This is a genomic window from Streptomyces sp. CA-278952, from assembly GCF_028747205.1.
In the GTDB taxonomy this organism is placed as follows: Bacteria; Actinomycetota; Actinomycetes; order Streptomycetales; family Streptomycetaceae; genus Streptomyces.
In genome coordinates this window covers 5,481,872-5,497,533 of sequence record NZ_CP112880.1, presented here as the reverse complement: position 1 = coordinate 5,497,533, position 15,662 = coordinate 5,481,872, and the positions used below count along the sequence as shown (strand labels likewise).

14 protein-coding genes are annotated in these 15,662 nt (G+C 71.1%); 10 read left to right on the top strand and 4 right to left on the bottom strand.

The features are described 5' to 3' along the window. The first annotated feature begins 106 nt into the window (after positions 1-106). The 6 genes from N7925_RS24595 (at position 107) to N7925_RS24570 (ending at position 4,590) form a co-directional block, all read left to right on the top strand. Positions 107-508 (top strand): ATP-binding protein, encoded by a 402-nt coding sequence (locus tag N7925_RS24595; protein ID WP_274345187.1) that lies wholly within the window; start codon positions 107-109, stop codon positions 506-508. Between the two features lie 268 nt (positions 509-776). After that, on the top strand, positions 777-1,055 hold the full coding sequence (gene tgmA, locus N7925_RS24590) for a putative ATP-grasp-modified RiPP (RefSeq protein WP_274345186.1): 279 nt from the start codon (positions 777-779) through the stop codon (positions 1,053-1,055). Continuing rightward, the gene (gene tgmB, locus N7925_RS24585) at positions 1,055-2,020 is read left to right on the top strand and encodes an ATP-grasp ribosomal peptide maturase (RefSeq protein ID WP_274345185.1); all 966 of its coding nucleotides are present in this window, start codon (positions 1,055-1,057) and stop codon (positions 2,018-2,020) included. Before tgmA ends, tgmB begins: the two co-directional genes overlap by 1 nt. Continuing rightward, on the top strand, positions 2,017-3,165 hold the full coding sequence (tgmC, locus tag N7925_RS24580; protein ID WP_274345184.1) for an ATP-grasp peptide maturase system methyltransferase: 1,149 nt from the start codon (positions 2,017-2,019) through the stop codon (positions 3,163-3,165). Before tgmB ends, tgmC begins: the two co-directional genes overlap by 4 nt. Before the next feature lie 92 nt (positions 3,166-3,257). Beyond that, the gene (locus tag N7925_RS24575) at positions 3,258-3,710 is read left to right on the top strand and encodes a hypothetical protein (protein WP_274345183.1); all 453 of its coding nucleotides are present in this window, start codon (positions 3,258-3,260) and stop codon (positions 3,708-3,710) included. Positions 3,711-3,810: 100 nt separating this feature from the next. Continuing rightward, positions 3,811-4,590 carry an SDR family NAD(P)-dependent oxidoreductase gene (locus N7925_RS24570; protein WP_274345182.1) on the top strand — a complete coding sequence of 260 codons (780 nt, stop codon included), beginning with the start codon at positions 3,811-3,813 and terminating at the stop codon, positions 4,588-4,590. On the opposite strand, the gene N7925_RS24565 is transcribed toward N7925_RS24570, so the two are convergent. Then, entirely contained in the window at positions 4,563-4,997 is a 435-nt protein-coding gene (locus N7925_RS24565) for a MerR family transcriptional regulator (protein ID WP_274345181.1), read from the bottom strand. The genes N7925_RS24570 and N7925_RS24565 overlap by 28 nt on opposite strands. A gap of 59 nt (positions 4,998-5,056) precedes the next feature. Here N7925_RS24565 and N7925_RS24560 point away from each other — a divergent pair, with 59 nt between their 5' ends. Then, on the top strand, positions 5,057-5,971 hold the full coding sequence (locus N7925_RS24560; protein WP_274345180.1) for an NAD(P)-dependent oxidoreductase: 915 nt from the start codon (positions 5,057-5,059) through the stop codon (positions 5,969-5,971). Positions 5,972-6,044: 73 nt separating this feature from the next. Here N7925_RS24560 and N7925_RS24555 read toward each other — a convergent pair whose 3' ends face one another. From N7925_RS24555 to N7925_RS24545, 3 genes are all read right to left on the bottom strand, one after another. Next, positions 6,045-6,392: a VOC family protein gene (locus N7925_RS24555; protein ID WP_265601615.1), complete on the bottom strand. Its 348-nt coding sequence runs from the start codon at positions 6,390-6,392 to the stop codon at positions 6,045-6,047. A 91-nt stretch (positions 6,393-6,483) separates the two neighbouring features. Continuing rightward, a complete protein-coding gene (locus N7925_RS24550; RefSeq protein ID WP_018959226.1) occupies positions 6,484-6,936 on the bottom strand; it encodes a GNAT family N-acetyltransferase in 453 nt (150 codons plus the stop codon). A gap of 102 nt (positions 6,937-7,038) precedes the next feature. Continuing rightward, positions 7,039-7,689 (bottom strand): mycothiol-dependent nitroreductase Rv2466c family protein, encoded by a 651-nt coding sequence (locus tag N7925_RS24545; protein ID WP_265601613.1) that lies wholly within the window; start codon positions 7,687-7,689, stop codon positions 7,039-7,041. 146 nt (positions 7,690-7,835) lie between these two features. Here N7925_RS24545 and pepN point away from each other — a divergent pair, with 146 nt between their 5' ends. The 3 genes from pepN to N7925_RS24530 all read left to right on the top strand — a co-directional run bounded on the left by pepN (position 7,836) and on the right by N7925_RS24530 (position 15,548). Further along, on the top strand, positions 7,836-10,439 hold the full coding sequence (pepN, locus tag N7925_RS24540) for an aminopeptidase N (protein ID WP_274345179.1): 2,604 nt from the start codon (positions 7,836-7,838) through the stop codon (positions 10,437-10,439). A gap of 211 nt (positions 10,440-10,650) precedes the next feature. Further along, on the top strand, positions 10,651-11,724 hold the full coding sequence (locus tag N7925_RS24535; RefSeq protein WP_274345178.1) for a hypothetical protein: 1,074 nt from the start codon (positions 10,651-10,653) through the stop codon (positions 11,722-11,724). 515 nt (positions 11,725-12,239) lie between these two features. Further along, complete coding sequence (locus tag N7925_RS24530; protein WP_265601610.1) at positions 12,240-15,548, top strand: S8 family serine peptidase; 3,309 nt, start codon at positions 12,240-12,242, stop codon at positions 15,546-15,548. The last annotated feature ends 114 nt before the right edge of the window (positions 15,549-15,662 follow it).

Sequence of the window (15,662 nt, the reverse complement as noted above, 5' to 3'; positions counted from 1 at the left end):
TGCTTCACGTCTCACTCGACCTCTAGCGTGGATTACGTCACACCGAGTGCTGATTCCAGCACGTCAGGTGATCTTGGTTCCGCCTGCCCACGACCTTGGGGGACGTATGTCCGGGCGCACAGACAGCAAGAGGTTCCGGGTCCGCAGGGACTCCGTCTCCGCCGCTCGGCGGCACGTCAGAACAGTCCTGGTCGGGTGGAAACTCGGCGGGCTCATCGACGACGCGACGCTGATCACCAGCGAGTTGGCCACCAACGTCCTCGCCCATGCCAAAGGCACCGGCGACTACTTCGAGTTGGGTTTACGGCGTCGGAACGGCGTACTGATCCTGGAGGTCGCCGACTCCTACCAGTGGCTGATGCCGGAACTCCGCAAGCCCAGCGACGACGAGACGTCCGGCCGGGGCCTGCTCATCGTCGACGCGCTCGCCGAGCGGTGGGGCGTACGGCCGCGCAACCCCGGAAAGACCGTCTGGGTCCACCTGCCCGTCCGGACCCGGCTCCCGTGAAGTCCCCCTGCGCCGCCCACCTGCGTCACCTCCGCCCTCGCCCTTCGCCGAGCGCGTACGCATCGAGGCCGACCCCGCCTACCGGGACCGGTACTTCCCCGGGCTGGGCGCGGCGATCGCGCAGCGAGGCCACTGGCGCTCGGCCGAGGTGGACGCGCTGGTCCGGCGGCTGAGGTCGCCGCCGTAGGAGCCGCGCGGCAGACGTCAGCAGGAGAGCAACCGGCCAGCACCAGCACCAGCACCAGCACCAGCACGGAGGTACACGAAGATGAGCACGATGACGCACACGCCCGCACCGTGGGGCACGAGCCGAATGGGACCGTACGAGGACACCATCGCCGTCCCGCAGTTCGCCCCCGTACTCGACACCGATACGCAGATCGCCCTGGTCGTCTACGAGAACGGCCGCGCGGTCGAGATGGGCGGCCACGGCACCAGCACCAGCGGGCTGACGCCGACCCACACCACCCCGGGCGACGGCGCGGCACCGGGTGGAGCGACCGACTCCGACAGCACCGAGTCCTACGACCAGGACCAGTCCGCTTGATGGACGACCGACGCGGGTCGGTGCTGGTTCTGACCAATCTCCACGACGTGACCACGGACTTCGTGCTGCGCGTCCTCGCCGCGCGGCGCGTGCCCGTGGTTCGCCTCGACCCCGGCACCGACCTGCTCGCAGGGGCCTCGCTGTCCGCCACGTACAGCGCGGGCGTTCAGCGGGGTTTCCTGCGGACCCCGACTCGGGACCTCGATCTCACCCGGGTGCGGTCCGTCTGGGTCCGCAGGCCGTCGCCGTACGACGGCCCTTCGGGGCTGGACGAGCGCGACCGCCGGTTCGCGGCCGAGCAGTCCTTCTGGGGAACCGGAGGCATCCTCGCGTCCCTCCCGGGCGCGCACTACGTCAACCACCCGTGGAACAACCGTGCGGCCGAGTACAAGCCCGCCCAGCTCGCGGCGGCACAGCAGTGCGGATTCCTGGTCCCCGACACGCTGATCACCCATGTCGTACGGGATGCTCGGGAGTTCACCGCGCAGCACAGAGGCGGAGTTGTCTACAAGCCTGTGTGGAACACGCCCTACCGCGTGGCCGGCCAACCTCACAGCGTCTGGGTCCGCGAAGTGCGTGAGCAGGAGATCACCGACGCCGTGGCCGTCTGTCCCCACCTCTTCCAGGCCCGGGTGGACAAGGCGTTCGACGTGCGTATCACCGGCGTCGGGCCGTGGCTGTCCGGGGTGAGGATCGACAGTCCCGATCTGGACTGGCGGCGCCGGCAGGACCTCATGCGGTGCGGACCCGTGGACGTACCCGAAGCGGTGGGAAAGTCCGTTCACGCCTACCTCGCCCACTTCCGTCTGGTTTACGGGGCGTTCGACTTCGCCGTAGCCCGCGACGGGACCTGGTACTTCCTCGAATGCAACCCCAACGGGCAGTGGGCCTGGCAGCCGCCCGAAACCACCCAAGGCATCGCCCACGCGCTTGCCGATCAGCTGGAGAAAGGCTCCGACACATGAGTAGCTCCGCTCGCCTGCGTACCGTCCTCGCGGACGCGCTCACCGAGGACGGGGCGCTCACCGACCCCGCATGGCACGATGCCGCCCAGGCAGTTCCTCGGGAGCTGTTCCTCAGCTCCTACTTCGTGCGGGTCCCCGACAGCGCCCCTACCAGCTACCGGCCCGTTCACCAGGGTGAGGACGGGTGGCTGGAAGGGATCTACACCGACCGGACACTCATCACCCAGCTCGACGGCCGTGTCCGGCCCGGCGATGTGACGGACGACAGCGTCACGGGCGATCCGACGTCGTCGTCGACCCTGCCGTCGCTCGTGCTGCGTATGTGGCAGCAGCTCGACGTCGATGCGGGACAACGAGTGTTGGAGGTCGGCACGGGGACCGGCTACTCGACCGCCCTCGGCGCGCACCGCCTCGGCGACGACCGGCTCACCAGCATCGAGTACGACCCCGTGGTCGGCCGGGCCGCCGCCTCCGCCCTCGCGTCAGCCGGGTACGCGCCGCGCCTGGTCGTCGGGGACGGTCTGCGGGGCGACCCGTACGCGGGCCCGAGCACGTACGACCGCCTGATCGCCACATGCTCGGTCCGGTACGTCCCCCTGGCCTGGCTGCACCAGGTGAAGCCGGGCGGGAAGATCCTGGTCACCCTTTCCGGCTGGGGCTACGCGTCCGGACTGACACTCCTCACCGTGACCGGGCCCGGGAGCGCGACGGGACGGCTTCTGCCCGGGTTCACCAGCTTCATGATCGCGCGTCCGCACGACCGGCCGCCGCGCCCGGCCCTGCCCCTGCTGCCCGGCGAGGAGCGGCCGAGCCTGATCGACCCGGCGATGATCGGGACGTGGACGGGCAGTTGGGTGGCCCAGCTCGCCGCTCCGGCTGCGGAACGTATGGGGGCGGGGGCGGAGCAGATCCTCTGGGACGTCTCCACCGGATCGCAGGCGCGGACGGGACTCGGGCCCGATGGCGGGTGGACGGTCGTACAGCGCGGTCCCGTACGCCTGTGGGACCGGGTCGAGACCGCGATCCGGCTCTGGCAGGCAGCGGGAGAGCCGCACCAGGAGGGCTTCGGCATCACGGTCTCGGCTGCTGGGCAGCGGGTGTGGATCGGCTCCGAGGACGGTACGGGGTGGGACCTGCCGATGTGAACCGTGCCCCGCCCCCCGCACTTCCCGGAGGCCACGGGCGGAGCTTCGTACCGCCCGTGGCCTCCGGGAGGAGAACGGAAGAGACCTGCCCCGTGCTGCAATGCACCGCCGTCACCGTCGTACCGTTCGTCGAGGCGCTCCTCGCGCTCGCCACCATGGAAGGCGGTCCCGAGCACCCGCCCGACGTCCTCGCCCAGGACGACTTCCTCCTCTGCGAACTGGGCGAGCACGACGAGGCCGCCGAGCACGCCGCCCACATCTGGACCGCCGATGTCCCCGACGTCGAACGGGACTTGTGGCTCCTGTGGGCCGGCACCGGCGCCCACCGCGTCTACCGGTTCGCCACTCTGCCCCTGTGCCCCGCCCTCCTCCGCGACCTGGTGACTCGCGCCGTCACCTCGTGCGCGTACCTCGACCACCACCCCGGCCCGCACTCCTGGACCGTGACCGACCCGCTCGGTGACCTCATCACCCAGCACATCCACGGTGAGGTCCAGCGGCTCGCGGGCGATGAGGACAACTCCGGCGGCAACGAGGGCCCTTGACGTTTCGACGCATCCAGCACCACGCTCCACCGACGCCCCCTAGGCTGAATCGTTCCCGGGTCCGACCAGGAGCCCGGTCTTCGCGAGCGGAGAGGCGATCATGGGGGAGCTGGACGGCCGGACCGCACTGGTGACAGGCGCTTCGCGAGGCATCGGGCGTGCGGTCGCCCTGCGGCTCGCCGCCGAGGGGGCGCTGGTCGCGGTCCACTACGGCGGCAACGAAGCGGCAGCCGCCGCGACCGTGGGGCGGATCGTCGAGGCCGGTGGCAGGGCCTTCACGGTGCGGGCCCTGTTCGGCGGGAGCGGGGCGGTGGACCGGCTGTTCGAGGGGCTCGGGGCCGGGCTCAAGGAGCACCGCGCGGACGGCCTGGACATTCTCGTCAACAACGCGGGCATTCACTCGGCCACGTCGATCGGGCAGCTCACCGAGGAGGAGTTCACGCGGGTGCTGGCGATCAACGTGAGCACGCCGGTCTTCGTCGTCCAGCGCGCGCTGCCGCTGCTGCGGGACGGTGGGCGGATCGTCAACATGGGCTCGGCGGCCACCCGGATCGCGAATCCCCAGCAGATCGGCTACACCGTCAGCAAGGCGGCGCTGGCGGCCCTCGGACCGTCGCTCGCCAACGAACTGGGACAGCGGGGGATCACCGTGAACACGGTCGAACCCGGAGTGGTGCTGACCGACATGATCGGCGCCTACGCCGACGTTCCCGAAGCGGTGGCCGCACTGGAGTCGATCACCGCGCTCGGGCGCATGGGCCTGCCGGAGGACGTCGCCGACGTGGTGGGGTTCCTGGCGGGGCCGCGGGGGCGCTGGATAACCGGCCAGACCATCGACGTCTCCGGGGGCACCTACCTCGGACCGCCGACGGCCGGGTGATCACCGCTCTGAACACGCCCGACCGCCACGCACGCCTCCTCGTCGGTCACACCCCCCTCGGCCGTCAGCTCGATCAGCGCGTCCAGCCGGTTGCGGGCGGCCAGGAGGGCGGCGGCTGCCTCGTCGATGCGGGCGCGTTCGCGGTGCAGGTCGGGGAGCATGCCGGAGCAGGCCGGCTCCAGGATGCGGTCCTCGTCGACCATGCAGGGCAGCAGCTCGGCGATGACTGCGGTGTTCAGGCCGGCGGCCAGCAGCATGCGGATGCCCCGTACGGTCACGACGTCCGCTTCCTCGTACTCGCGGTAGCCGCTCGGGCGACGGGCCGGGCTCAGGAGGCCCTGTTCCTCGTAGTAGCGCAGCAGACGCTGGCTGACGCCCGTCCGTCGAGCGAACTCCCCCATGCGCATATGACGACCACCACATTCGGTTGACTCTCACACCGGTGTGAGACAGCAGCCTATTGCGCATGACACATCAGTCTTCAACACGCCCGCAGGACAATCCCGTTACCGTCATCGGCCTCGGTCCCATGGGGCTCGCCCTCGCCGGAGCCCTTCTGAAGAACGGCCATCCCACCACCGTCTGGAACCGCACCCCGGAGAAGGCCAAGGATCTCGTCGCCCGGGGCGCGCGGCTCGCGGGGTCCGTGGCCGACGCCGTTGCCGCCGGCCCTCTCACCGTCGTCTGCCTCAAGGACTACGCGACGCTGTACGAGGTGCTCGATCCCGCCGGGGGCGCGTCGGCGGGCCGGACCTTGGTCAACCTCAACTCCGGTACGCCGAACGAGGCGCACGCGGCGGCCTCGTGGGCGGCCGAGCGAGGCGTCACCTACCTGGACGGTGCGGTCATGGTGCCGCCGCCCCTCGTCGGGGACCCCGGATCCGTCTTCCTCTTCAGCGGTCCGCGCGAGGTCTTCGACGCCCACCGGGCCACGCTGGCGAGCCTGGGCGACCCCCGGTACCTCGGCTCCGATCCCGGGCTCGCGGTGCTCCACAACGCGGCGCTGCTCGGCCTGATGTACGCGACGATGAACGGCTTCCTGCACGCCACCGCGCTCGTCGGCTCGGCGGGCGTACGGGCCGAGGAGTTCGCCGATCTGGCGGTGAACTGGTTCCTGCCCACGGTGGTGGACGCGACCCTCGTCGAGCAGGCGCCGGATCTGGACGCGGGCCACTACCCGGGCGAGCTGGGCACCATGCACATGAACCTGAACGCGCTGGAGCACATCGCCCTCACCTGCGAGGAGCAGGGCGTGCACGCGGGGCAGCCGCGACTGATGCGGGAGATCGCGGCACAGGCCATCGAGGACGGCCACGGCGAGTCGAACTACCTGGCCGTTTTCGAGGTGTTCAAGAAGGCGGCGGAGCCGGGCGCGCGGTAGCGGCGGTGGGACCCGGCGGGTCCCACGAACCCCGCCGGGCTGTCCCGCTGTTCCCGGCGGGACAGCCCTTGGGTCAGTGGCTTCCGGCGTCGGCGAGGCAGAACTCGTTGCCCTCCGGATCCCTGAGGACCGTCCAGGACATTCCCTGCATCGACTGCTCGCCGACGACGGTCGCGCCCAGCTTCGCCAGGCGCTCCACGTCGGCCGGGCGGTCGGGCGAGGAGAAGTCGACGTGGACCCTGTTCTTGGCGGCCTTGGGCTCGGGGACCCGCTGGAAGCCGAGGACCAGCGGGGTCGCCGCGAGGACGACGAACGCGTCGTAGTCCTGCGTGTCCTCGACGCCCAGCGCCTCGGCCCACCAGGCGGCCAGGGCCTGGGGGTCGGCACAGTCGATCGTGATCATTTCCGGTGAGATGCGCATGCCTCTCACCGTACGGCGCACCACTGACAACGGGCCGGAAGTCGGCCTTCGGCCCGTTGGCGGCCCGTTGTCGGCCCTTTGTCGGCCCGCCTCAGGCCGGCGCGATCTCCAGCAGCGGGAGTTCGCGGCCCGGGATGGAGCCGGACGGGGTGACGCCGATCCGGACCGCGCCCATGGCCCGGTAGAAGCGCTCCGCGTTCGGGTCGGCGTCGATGGTGAGGCGGGTGAAGCCGAGGCGGCGGGCCTCGTCCATGGTGTGGGCGAACAGCCGTCGCCCGACCCCCCTGCCGATGGTGTCCGGCTCGACGAACATCATGCCGAGCGCGCCCCTCGGCGGCTCTCCGTCCAGGGTGGTGAAGCCCAGGATCCGGCCGTCCTCCTCGGCCACCGCCGTCCGCCGGGCCGCCACGTCCGCAGGACGGACGGTCAACTCCTCGCGGCAGGCGGCCAGGAACTCCGCGTCGTACCCCCAGTGGCCCTTCGACCGGAGGGCCAGTTCGGTCAGTGCGGCGGCTTCGGCCGCCTCGCCCGCGCGTATCCGCATGGGGGCATCGTCCCCCGTGCGGATACACACGGCCACGGATTTGCGCGGATACGCGCGGCCATGGACCTGCGCGGATACGCGCGGCCACGGACTCGGCCGACGTCAGTCGAAGATCGGGCCCTGTGTCCGGGTTCGCTTGATCTCGTAGAAGCCCGGGATGGAGGCGACCAGCAGCGTGCCGTCCCAGAGCTTCGCCGCCTCCTCGCCCTTGGGGGCGGGGGTGACGACCGGGCCGAAGAAGGCGATCTGCTCGCCGTCCGCGCCGGGGACGGCGATGACCGGGGTGCCGACCTCCTGGCCGACCTTGTCGATGCCCTCCTTGTGGGAGGCGCGCAGCTCGGTGTCGTACCGGTCGGAGTCGGCGTAGTCCGCGAGGTCGGCGGGGAGGCCGACGTCCTTCAGCGCGGCGGCCACCGCCTCGCGGGTGGGGCCCTCGTCGTTGTTGTGGAAGCGGGTGCCGAGCGCGGTGTAGAGGGGGCCGACGACCGCGTCGCCGTGGAGCTGCCGGGCGGCGACGACGACCCGGACCGGGCCCCAGGCCTTGTTCTCCAGGAGGTCGCGGTACTCCTCCGGCAGCTCGTCCAGCTTGTCCTCGTTCAGGACGGCCAGGCTCATCACGTGCCAGCGGACCTCGACGTCGCGGACCTTCTCCACTTCCAGCATCCAGCGCGAGGTCATCCACGCCCAGGGGCAGAGCGGATCGAACCAGAAGTCGACCGGGGTCTTGCCGTTGGCCGGGGTGTTCTCGGACATGTCTCTCCTCAGAAAGGCGTGTTGCACCTGCGGGCGAGAACGCCTCCGGACCGGCGGCCATTCCCTGCATGCCGCCCGGCGGAGACGCGTGCAAGGATCAATGGGTTCGAACACGACACATTGACGCGCGTCACGAAGGAGTGCCCGTGCCCGGTGAAAACCTGTCCCGCGACGAGGCCCAGAAGAGGGCCGAGCTGCTGACCGTCGACGGATACGAGGTCGAACTCGACCTGCGGTCCGCCGTCGGCGAGCCCGAGGGGGCCGACGGGGGCGACGGGGACGGCGGTCCGCGGACGTTCCGGTCGCTCACCACGATCCGGTTCCGCTCCGCCCGTGCGGGCGCCTCGACCTTCGCCGACCTGGTGGCCCCGGGGGTGGACGCGGTGACGCTGAACGGGACGGCCCTCGACCCGGCCGTCGTGTTCGACGGGACCCGGGTGGCCCTCGACGGGCTCGTCGAGGGCGAGAACGTCCTCGTGGTCGACGCCCGCTGCGCGTACAGCCGGACCGGCGAGGGCATGCACCGCTTCGTCGACCCGGAGGACGGCGAGGTCTACCTCTACACGCAGTACGAGCCGGCCGACGCCCGCCGCGTCTTCGCCAACTTCGAACAGCCCGACCTCAAGGCCCCCTACCGCTTCCGGGTGACCGCCCCCGAAGGCTGGCGGGTCTGGTCCAACGGGGCCGAGGAGTCGCGGAAGGACGGGGTGTGGACCTTCGCCGAGACGAAGCCGATCTCCACGTACATCACGGCAGTCGTCGCCGGCCCGTACCACTACGTCAGCGATCACTACAGCCGTACGTTCGACGACGGCACCACACTGGAGATCCCGCTCGGCGCGATGTGCCGCAAGGGGCTCGCGAAGCACTTCGACGCGGACGACGTCTTCCTGATCACCAAGCAGGGCCTGGACTTCTTCCACGACCACTTCGACTACCCGTACCCCTTCGGGAAGTACGACCAGGCGTTCGTGCCCGAGTACAACCTCGGCGCCATGGAGAACCCGGGCATGGTCACCTTCCGCGAGGAGTACATCTACCGCGGCAAGGTCACCTCGGCCGCCTATGAGCGGCGTGCCAACGTCATCCTGCACGAGATGGCGCACATGTGGTTCGGCGACCTGGTCACCATGGAGTGGTGGGACGACCTGTGGCTGAAGGAGTCCTTCGCGGACTTCATGGGCTCCTTCTCGATGGTCGAGGCGACCCGCTTCACCAACGGCTGGATCACCTTCGCCAACAACCGCAAGGCATGGGCCTACCGCGCCGACCAGCTGCCCTCCACCCACCCCATCACGGCGGACATCCGTGACCTGGAGGACGCCAAGCTGAACTTCGACGGGATCACGTACGCCAAGGGCGCCTCCGTGCTCAAGCAGCTGGTGGCGTACGTGGGGCGCGACGCGTTCCTCGAAGGCGCCCGGCGCTACTTCAAGAGCCACGCCTACGGCAACACGCGCCTGGGCGACCTGCTGTCGGTGCTGGCCGAGACGTCCGGGCGCGACATGACGGCCTGGTCGCGCTCGTGGCTCCAGACGGCGGGCGTCAACGTGCTCACCCCCGTGCCGACGTACGACGCGGACGGGAAGCTGGCCGAGCTGGCCGTCGTCCAGGAGGCCACCGCCGCGTACCCGGAGCTGCGCCCGCACCGCGTCGCGGTCGGCCTGTACCGGCGTACGCCCGAGGGCGAGCTGACGCGTTACGCGCGCGCCGAGGTGGACGTGGCCGGTGAGCGGAGCGTGGTGGAGGCCCTGGCCGGCTCCGAGCGGCCCGACCTGATCCTGGTCAACGACGACGACCTCACGTACTGCAAGGTGCGGTTCGACGAGGGGTCGCTGGCCACGCTGCGCGACCACCTGGGCGAGATCACGGACCCGCTGGCCCGTGCCCTGTGCTGGTCGGCCCTGTGGAACCTGACCCGGGACGCGGCTCTGCCGGCCCGCGACTTCGTCGCGCTGGTGCTGGCGTTCGCCGGGCGGGAGAGCGACATCGGCGTCCTCCAGATGCTGCACGCCTGGGCGCAGTCCGCGCTGGTCAACTACGCGGCCCCCGACTGGCGCGAGGAGGGTGGCCGGGCGCTGGCCGACGGCGCGCTGCACGAGCTGCGGACCGCCGAGCCGGGCAGCCAGCACCAGCTGACCTGGGCCCGCTTCTTCGCGGCGGTCGCCTCGTCCGAGGAGGACTTCCTGCTGCTGGGCGGGCTGCTGGAGGGCACGGCCCGGATCGAGGGTCTCGACGTCGACCAGGAGCTGCGCTGGTCCTTCCTCTCCCCGCTGGCCTCGCACGGCGTGGCGAACGAGACGGCGATCGACGCCGAGCTGGCCCGCGACGACACGGCCTCCGGCAAGCGCCACCACGTACGGTGCCTGGCCTCGCGCCCCTCGGAGGCGGTCAAGGCGCAGGCGTGGGCGGCGGTCGTGGAGTCGGACAAGCTGTCCAACGCGCTGGTCGAGGCGACGATCACCGGCTTCGGGCAGCCCTCCCAGCGGGAGCTGCTCGCCCCGTACGCGCACCGCTACTTCGAGGTGATCGAGCGGATCTGGGCGGAGCGGTCCATCCAGATCGGCATGCACGTGGTGCGGGGGATGTTCCCCGGCCTCCAGGACAGCCCCGCGACCCTCGCGGCGACCGACGCCTGGCTGGGCGAGCACGAGGACGCCGCCCCGGCGCTGCGGCGACTGGTGCTGGAGGCCCGGGACGATCTCGCGCGGGCGCTGCGCGGCCAGGAGTGCGACCGGGCCGCCGCCTGAGCAGGGACGGGATGAGGGGCGCTCGGGCGGGGCGTGCGTGCGGCGTGAAAGCGGCGCTCGTACACCCGGCCGAGACGCCCCTCCCCGATTCCCGGCGCGACGGCCCTTTTCGGTTGTCGAACGTCCGTACTTTAGGACGGCGTTGTCCGGGATTGTCGACGGGCGTGTAACAGGGGTTAGGGCAGCCTCCACGGGCGGGAAACCCCGGGACATGACCCAGAACGCCCCGCTCTCCCCCCGTCTCCCCGGCCACCCCGGCCTCCCCCTTCACCTCGAGGACGTCACGCACCGTGTCCTGTCCGCCGCCCAGTTGCGGGCGCGGGGAGTGTCCGCCGCGCAGACGTCCGCCCAGTGTCTGCCCGGTGGGCCCTGGCAGCACCTGCTGCCGGGGGTCTATCTGCTGCACCCGGACCCGCCCACCGGCCGGGAGCGGCTGCGCGGGGCGCTGCTCTACGCGGGGCGTCCGCCGGCCTCCGCGCGGCGCGCTCCGGGGGGCCCCGCGGACGCGGGGTACGGCGAGTCGATGCTCACCGGGGTGGCCGCGCTTGCGCTGTACGGCTTCGCCGCGGCCGGGGACGTGGAGGCGCTGCACCGGATCGACGTGCTGGTCCCGCGCACCAGGCGGCTGCGGTCCACCCGGTTCGTGGAGGTGTTGCGGACCGCCTCGATGCCGAACCCGGTGCGGGTGGGCGAGGTGCCCGTCGCACCCGTGGAGCGGGCCCTGGCGGACGCCGTCGCGGACACGGCCGACGCGGCCGTCGTCCGGCGGCTGCTGACCGAGGCGGTGCGCGACGGGCACTGCGAACCGGCCGCAGTGGTACGGGAGTTGAGCGAGGCGAAGCTGCTGGGGCGGCCCGCCGTGGTGGGCGCGGTCGATGCGCTGCTGGCCGAGGGGCGGGCCGTGGCGGAGGCGCGGCTGTACGCGATGGTGCGCGAGTACGGGCTGCCGGAGCCGCTGTGGAACGTGGAGCTGCGGCTGCCGGGCGGGCCCCTGCTCGGCGGGGTCGACGCCTACTGGCCCGACCAGGCCGTGGCGGTGGAGCTGGACGCCCGGGCGCCCCGGTACGGCGCGCATGGCCGGGGGGACCGGACGGAGGCGGACCCGCAGTGGTCCGCGTACGCCGCGAAGCGGGAGCATCTGGAGCGGCTCGGGGTCACGGTCGTCCACCTCACGCCGAGGAAGCTGCGCGAGGCGGCGGACCAGCAGGCGACGGTGGTGCGGACGGCGCTGATGGCGGCCGCGGACCGGGAGCCGGCGGCGTACGTGATGGTGCTGCCGCGCTGAGAGGGGCGGCGGCCCGGGGAGGCCACCGGCGCCAGGGAGGCCACCGGGCCCGGGATGCCACCGGGCCTGCGGAAGCCACCGGCCCCGCGGAAGCCACCGAGCCTGCGGAAGCCACCGGCTCCGCGGAAGCCACCGGGCCTGCGGAACCCACCGGCTCCGCGGAAGCCACCGGCCCCGGGGAGACCACTGACCCCCGGGACGCCGGCCCCCGGGAGACCACCGGCCCCGGGGAGACCACGGACCCCCGGGAGACCACCGGCCCCCGGGAGACCGACCCGCTCCGACTCGGCCACGGACGCGTCTGGTCCGGACCACAACCGCCGCCACCCGCGTCGCCGGGCGCCACGGACGCACCGTTTGGCCTCATTCATCCCTCGTGGCATATCGCGCCCCGTGGCGGATCTATGCCATGTCCCTGACTCACCTCCGTCAACTCTCCACAAACCCCTGTCATTTACGACAGGCTGAGCGGTCATCCGGTACCGAATTCCGGACTCTCTCTTTCAATTACAGGGATGCTGATGACCAAGGAATCCCCCAGCTCCATACCCGGGGCCAGACGCGCGGCACGTATCGCGGCCGCTGCCGGACTGGCGGCCGCACTCGCCGCCTCCGGCGCCGCACCGGCGTTCGCCGCCGAGGACCCGGCACCGGCACCCGTCAAACCGGCCGCCACGAGCGACCGGGGCGACAAGCTCGGCAAGGCCGACGCCGACGTCCTGGCGAAGGCCGAGGCCAAGGGCGAGAAGCGCGTCACCATGATGGTCGCCACCACCCCGGGGGCGACCGAGCAGGTCAGCAAGCAGCTGGACGCCGTCGAGGGCTCCGTGGTCGGCCAGACCTACGACAAGCTCGGCTACGTCCGGGCGACGGTCCCGACCGGCCGCGCCGAGTCCACCATCAAGGCGGCCTCCAAGCTCTCCTCCGTCCTCGGCATCGATCTCAAGCAGGAGATCAAGCTGGACGACCCGACGCCCAAGGGCGACCGGGCCGCCGGAGCGAAGCAGCCGAAGGTCACGGGCGGTTACGCGGCGCCGGGCAAGAAGACCCCGGCGACGAACCCGTACAACCCGTCGTTCGAGACGGGCGCGGTCGACTTCGTCGAGAAGCACCCGACGGCCGACGGCCGCGGGATCACCATCGGCGTCCTGGACTCCGGCGTCGACCTCGGTCACCCGGCCCTGAAGAAGACCACCACCGGCGAGCGCAAGATCGTCGACTGGGTGACCGCGACCGACCCGGTGAGCGACGGCGACGGCACCTGGCTGAAGATGTCGCAGTCGGTGGCCGGCCCGACGTTCACGTCCGGCGGGAAGACCTATGCGGCGCCGGCGGGCAGCTACAAGTTCGCCACGTTCGCCGAGGCGGCCACCACCGGCGGCGAGATGGCGGGCGACCTCAACCGCGACGGTGACACCACCGACGTCTGGGGCGTGCTGTACGACCCGGTCACCGGCACCACCCGGGTCGACCTGAACAACAACGCGGACTTCTCCGACGACAAGGTCCTCAAGCCGTACAAGGAGAAGTTCCAGGTCTCCTACTTCGGTGAGGACGACCCGCGCACCCAGGTCGTCGAGCGCATCCCGTTCGTCGTCGAGACCCGTAAGAACGTCGTCCTCGACTCCTCGGGCGCGAAGGCGGACTTCGTCAACATCGGCGTCATCGAGGGCTCGCACGGCACCCACGTCGCGGGCATCACCGCGGCCAACGGGCTCTTCGGCGGCGAGATGAACGGCGCCGCCCCCGGCGCCAAGATCGTCTCCTCGCGTGCCTGCACCTGGTCCGGCGGCTGCACCAACATCGCGCTGACCGAGGGCATGATCGACCTCGTCGTCAACCGCGGCGTCGACATCGTCAACATGTCGATCGGCGGTCTGCCGCCGCTGAACGACGGCAACAACGCGCGCGCCGAGCTGTACAAGCGGCTCGTCGACATCTACGGCGTCCAGCTGGTCATCTCGGCCGGCAACAGCGGCCCGGGGCTCAACACCATCGGTGACCCGTCGCTCGCCGACCACGTGATCTCGGTCGGCGCGTCGATCTCCAAGGAGACGTGGGCGGCCAACTACGGCTCCAACGTCACCAAGAAGTACGACATGCTGCCCTTCTCCTCGCGCGGTCCGCGTGAGGACGGCGGCTTCGCGCCGATCATCTCGGCGCCGGGTGCGTCCATCAACACCACCCAGACCTGGGCGCCGGGCGGTCCGGTCAAGGAGGCGGGTTACGACCTGCCCGCCGGCTACTCCATGCTCCAGGGCACCTCGATGGCCTCCCCGCAGGCGGCCGGCGCCGCCGCGCTGCTGCTGTCGGCCGCGAAGCAGAAGAACATCGAGCTTCCCCCGGCCGACCTGCGCTCCGCGCTGACCAGCACCGCGGGCCACATCAAGGACGTGCCCGCGCACGTCCAGGGCTCCGGTCTGATCAACATCGTCAAGGCGTGGAAGCAGATCGCCAAGCAGGGCAAGCCCGCCCACGAGTTCTCGGTGAAGGCCCCGGTCGACACCGCGATCGACTTCGCGCTCAAGGACCCGGGCTTCGGCACCGGCCTCTACGACCGCGAGGGCGGCCTGAAGACCGGCGAGACCAAGGTCTACGACGTCGTCGTCACCCGTACCACGGGCCCGGACCGCAACGTCCAGCACAAGCTGTCCTGGAAGAACAACGACGGCACCTTCGAGCTCAGCAGCCCCCAGTACGTCTCGCTGCCGCTCGACACGCCGGTCAAGCTCAAGGTCAAGGCGAAGGCGAAGTCCGCCGGCGTCCACAGCGCCATCCTGCGGGTCGACGACAAGAAGACCTCCGGCGTGGACCACCAGATCATGACCACGGTCGTCGTCGCCCACGAGCTGCAGCAGCCCGGTTACGCCTACAAGGCGTCCGGCTCGGTCCAGCGCAACGGCACCACGTCGTACTTCGTCAACGTGCCGGAGGGCGCGAAGACCCTTGAGGTCGCCCTCAGCGCCCTGCGCTCGGGCAGCCAGACCCGGTTCGTCTCCCTGCACCCGTACGGGACGCCGGTCGACCCGACCTCCACGATCAACTGCTACCCGAACTACGAGAACCCGGCCAACACCTGCCGCCCGGACGCGCGTGCCTACAAGGACCCGCAGCCCGGCGTGTGGGAGATCGAGGTCGAGGCGCGTCGTACGTCGCCGCTGCTGGACAACCCGTACAAGCTGGACGTCTCGCTGCTCGGCGCGACCTTCGACCCGGCGGTGCGGACCATCGCCGAGGCGAAGATCGGCGCTCCCGCCGCGGTGGACTGGACGGTCACCAACGGCGCCGCCGCCCTCCAGGGAAAGCTTCAGGGCGGCTCGTTGGGCTCGGCCAAGGTGGAGAAGCCGTCGATCTCGACGGGCCAGACCCGTGAGACCACGGTCACCATCGGCGCGGGTGTCGAGAAGCTCGACATCGCCATCGGGGGCACCTCGGACGCCAACGCGGACATCGACCTGCTCGTCTTCCGGGGCGCCACGCAGGTCGGCAGCTCGACCTCCGCCGGATCCGAGGAGTCGGTCAGCCTGGTCAAGCCCGCCGCGGGCACGTACACGGTCGTCGTCGACGGCTACGCGGTCCCGTCCGGGACCACCACGTACGACTACCGCGACGTCTTCTACGCGGCCTCGCTCGGCACGATCAAGGTCGACTCCACCAAGGCCGTGAACCTGGCCAACGGTGCGTCGGCCCAGGTCGGCGCCGAGGTCGTGGTCGCCGGAGCGGCTCCCGAGGGCCGTCAGTTCTTCGGCGAGGTCCAGCTGGTCAACACGCGCGGCACCGCCGCGGGCACCGGCAGCGTCGTGATCGAGAAGGTCACGCCGTAACAAGTCCCATCGGGCCGTAACGGATCCCACCGTACGGATCCCATCGGCACGCAGGCGGGGCGGGCGCTCTCACGGGCACCCGCCCCGCTGTGCGTGTTCCTCGTCACGCCCCCC

Coding starts and splice junctions, on each gene's coding strand:
- N7925_RS24560 (WP_274345180.1), top strand. CDS start 5,057: ATGACACATCAGTCTTCAACACGCCCGCAGGACAATCCCGTTACCGTC.
- tgmB (WP_274345185.1), top strand. CDS start 1,055: ATGGACGACCGACGCGGGTCGGTGCTGGTTCTGACCAATCTCCACGAC.
- tgmC (WP_274345184.1), top strand. CDS start 2,017: ATGAGTAGCTCCGCTCGCCTGCGTACCGTCCTCGCGGACGCGCTCACC.
- N7925_RS24570 (WP_274345182.1), top strand. CDS start 3,811: ATGGGGGAGCTGGACGGCCGGACCGCACTGGTGACAGGCGCTTCGCGA.
- N7925_RS24535 (WP_274345178.1), top strand. CDS start 10,651: ATGACCCAGAACGCCCCGCTCTCCCCCCGTCTCCCCGGCCACCCCGGC.
- N7925_RS24555 (WP_265601615.1), bottom strand. CDS start 6,392: ATGCGCATCTCACCGGAAATGATCACGATCGACTGTGCCGACCCCCAG.
- tgmA (WP_274345186.1), top strand. CDS start 777: ATGAGCACGATGACGCACACGCCCGCACCGTGGGGCACGAGCCGAATG.
- N7925_RS24550 (WP_018959226.1), bottom strand. CDS start 6,936: ATGCGGATACGCGCGGGCGAGGCGGCCGAAGCCGCCGCACTGACCGAA.
- N7925_RS24545 (WP_265601613.1), bottom strand. CDS start 7,689: ATGTCCGAGAACACCCCGGCCAACGGCAAGACCCCGGTCGACTTCTGG.
- N7925_RS24565 (WP_274345181.1), bottom strand. CDS start 4,997: ATGCGCATGGGGGAGTTCGCTCGACGGACGGGCGTCAGCCAGCGTCTG.
- N7925_RS24530 (WP_265601610.1), top strand. CDS start 12,240: ATGCTGATGACCAAGGAATCCCCCAGCTCCATACCCGGGGCCAGACGC.
- N7925_RS24595 (WP_274345187.1), top strand. CDS start 107: ATGTCCGGGCGCACAGACAGCAAGAGGTTCCGGGTCCGCAGGGACTCC.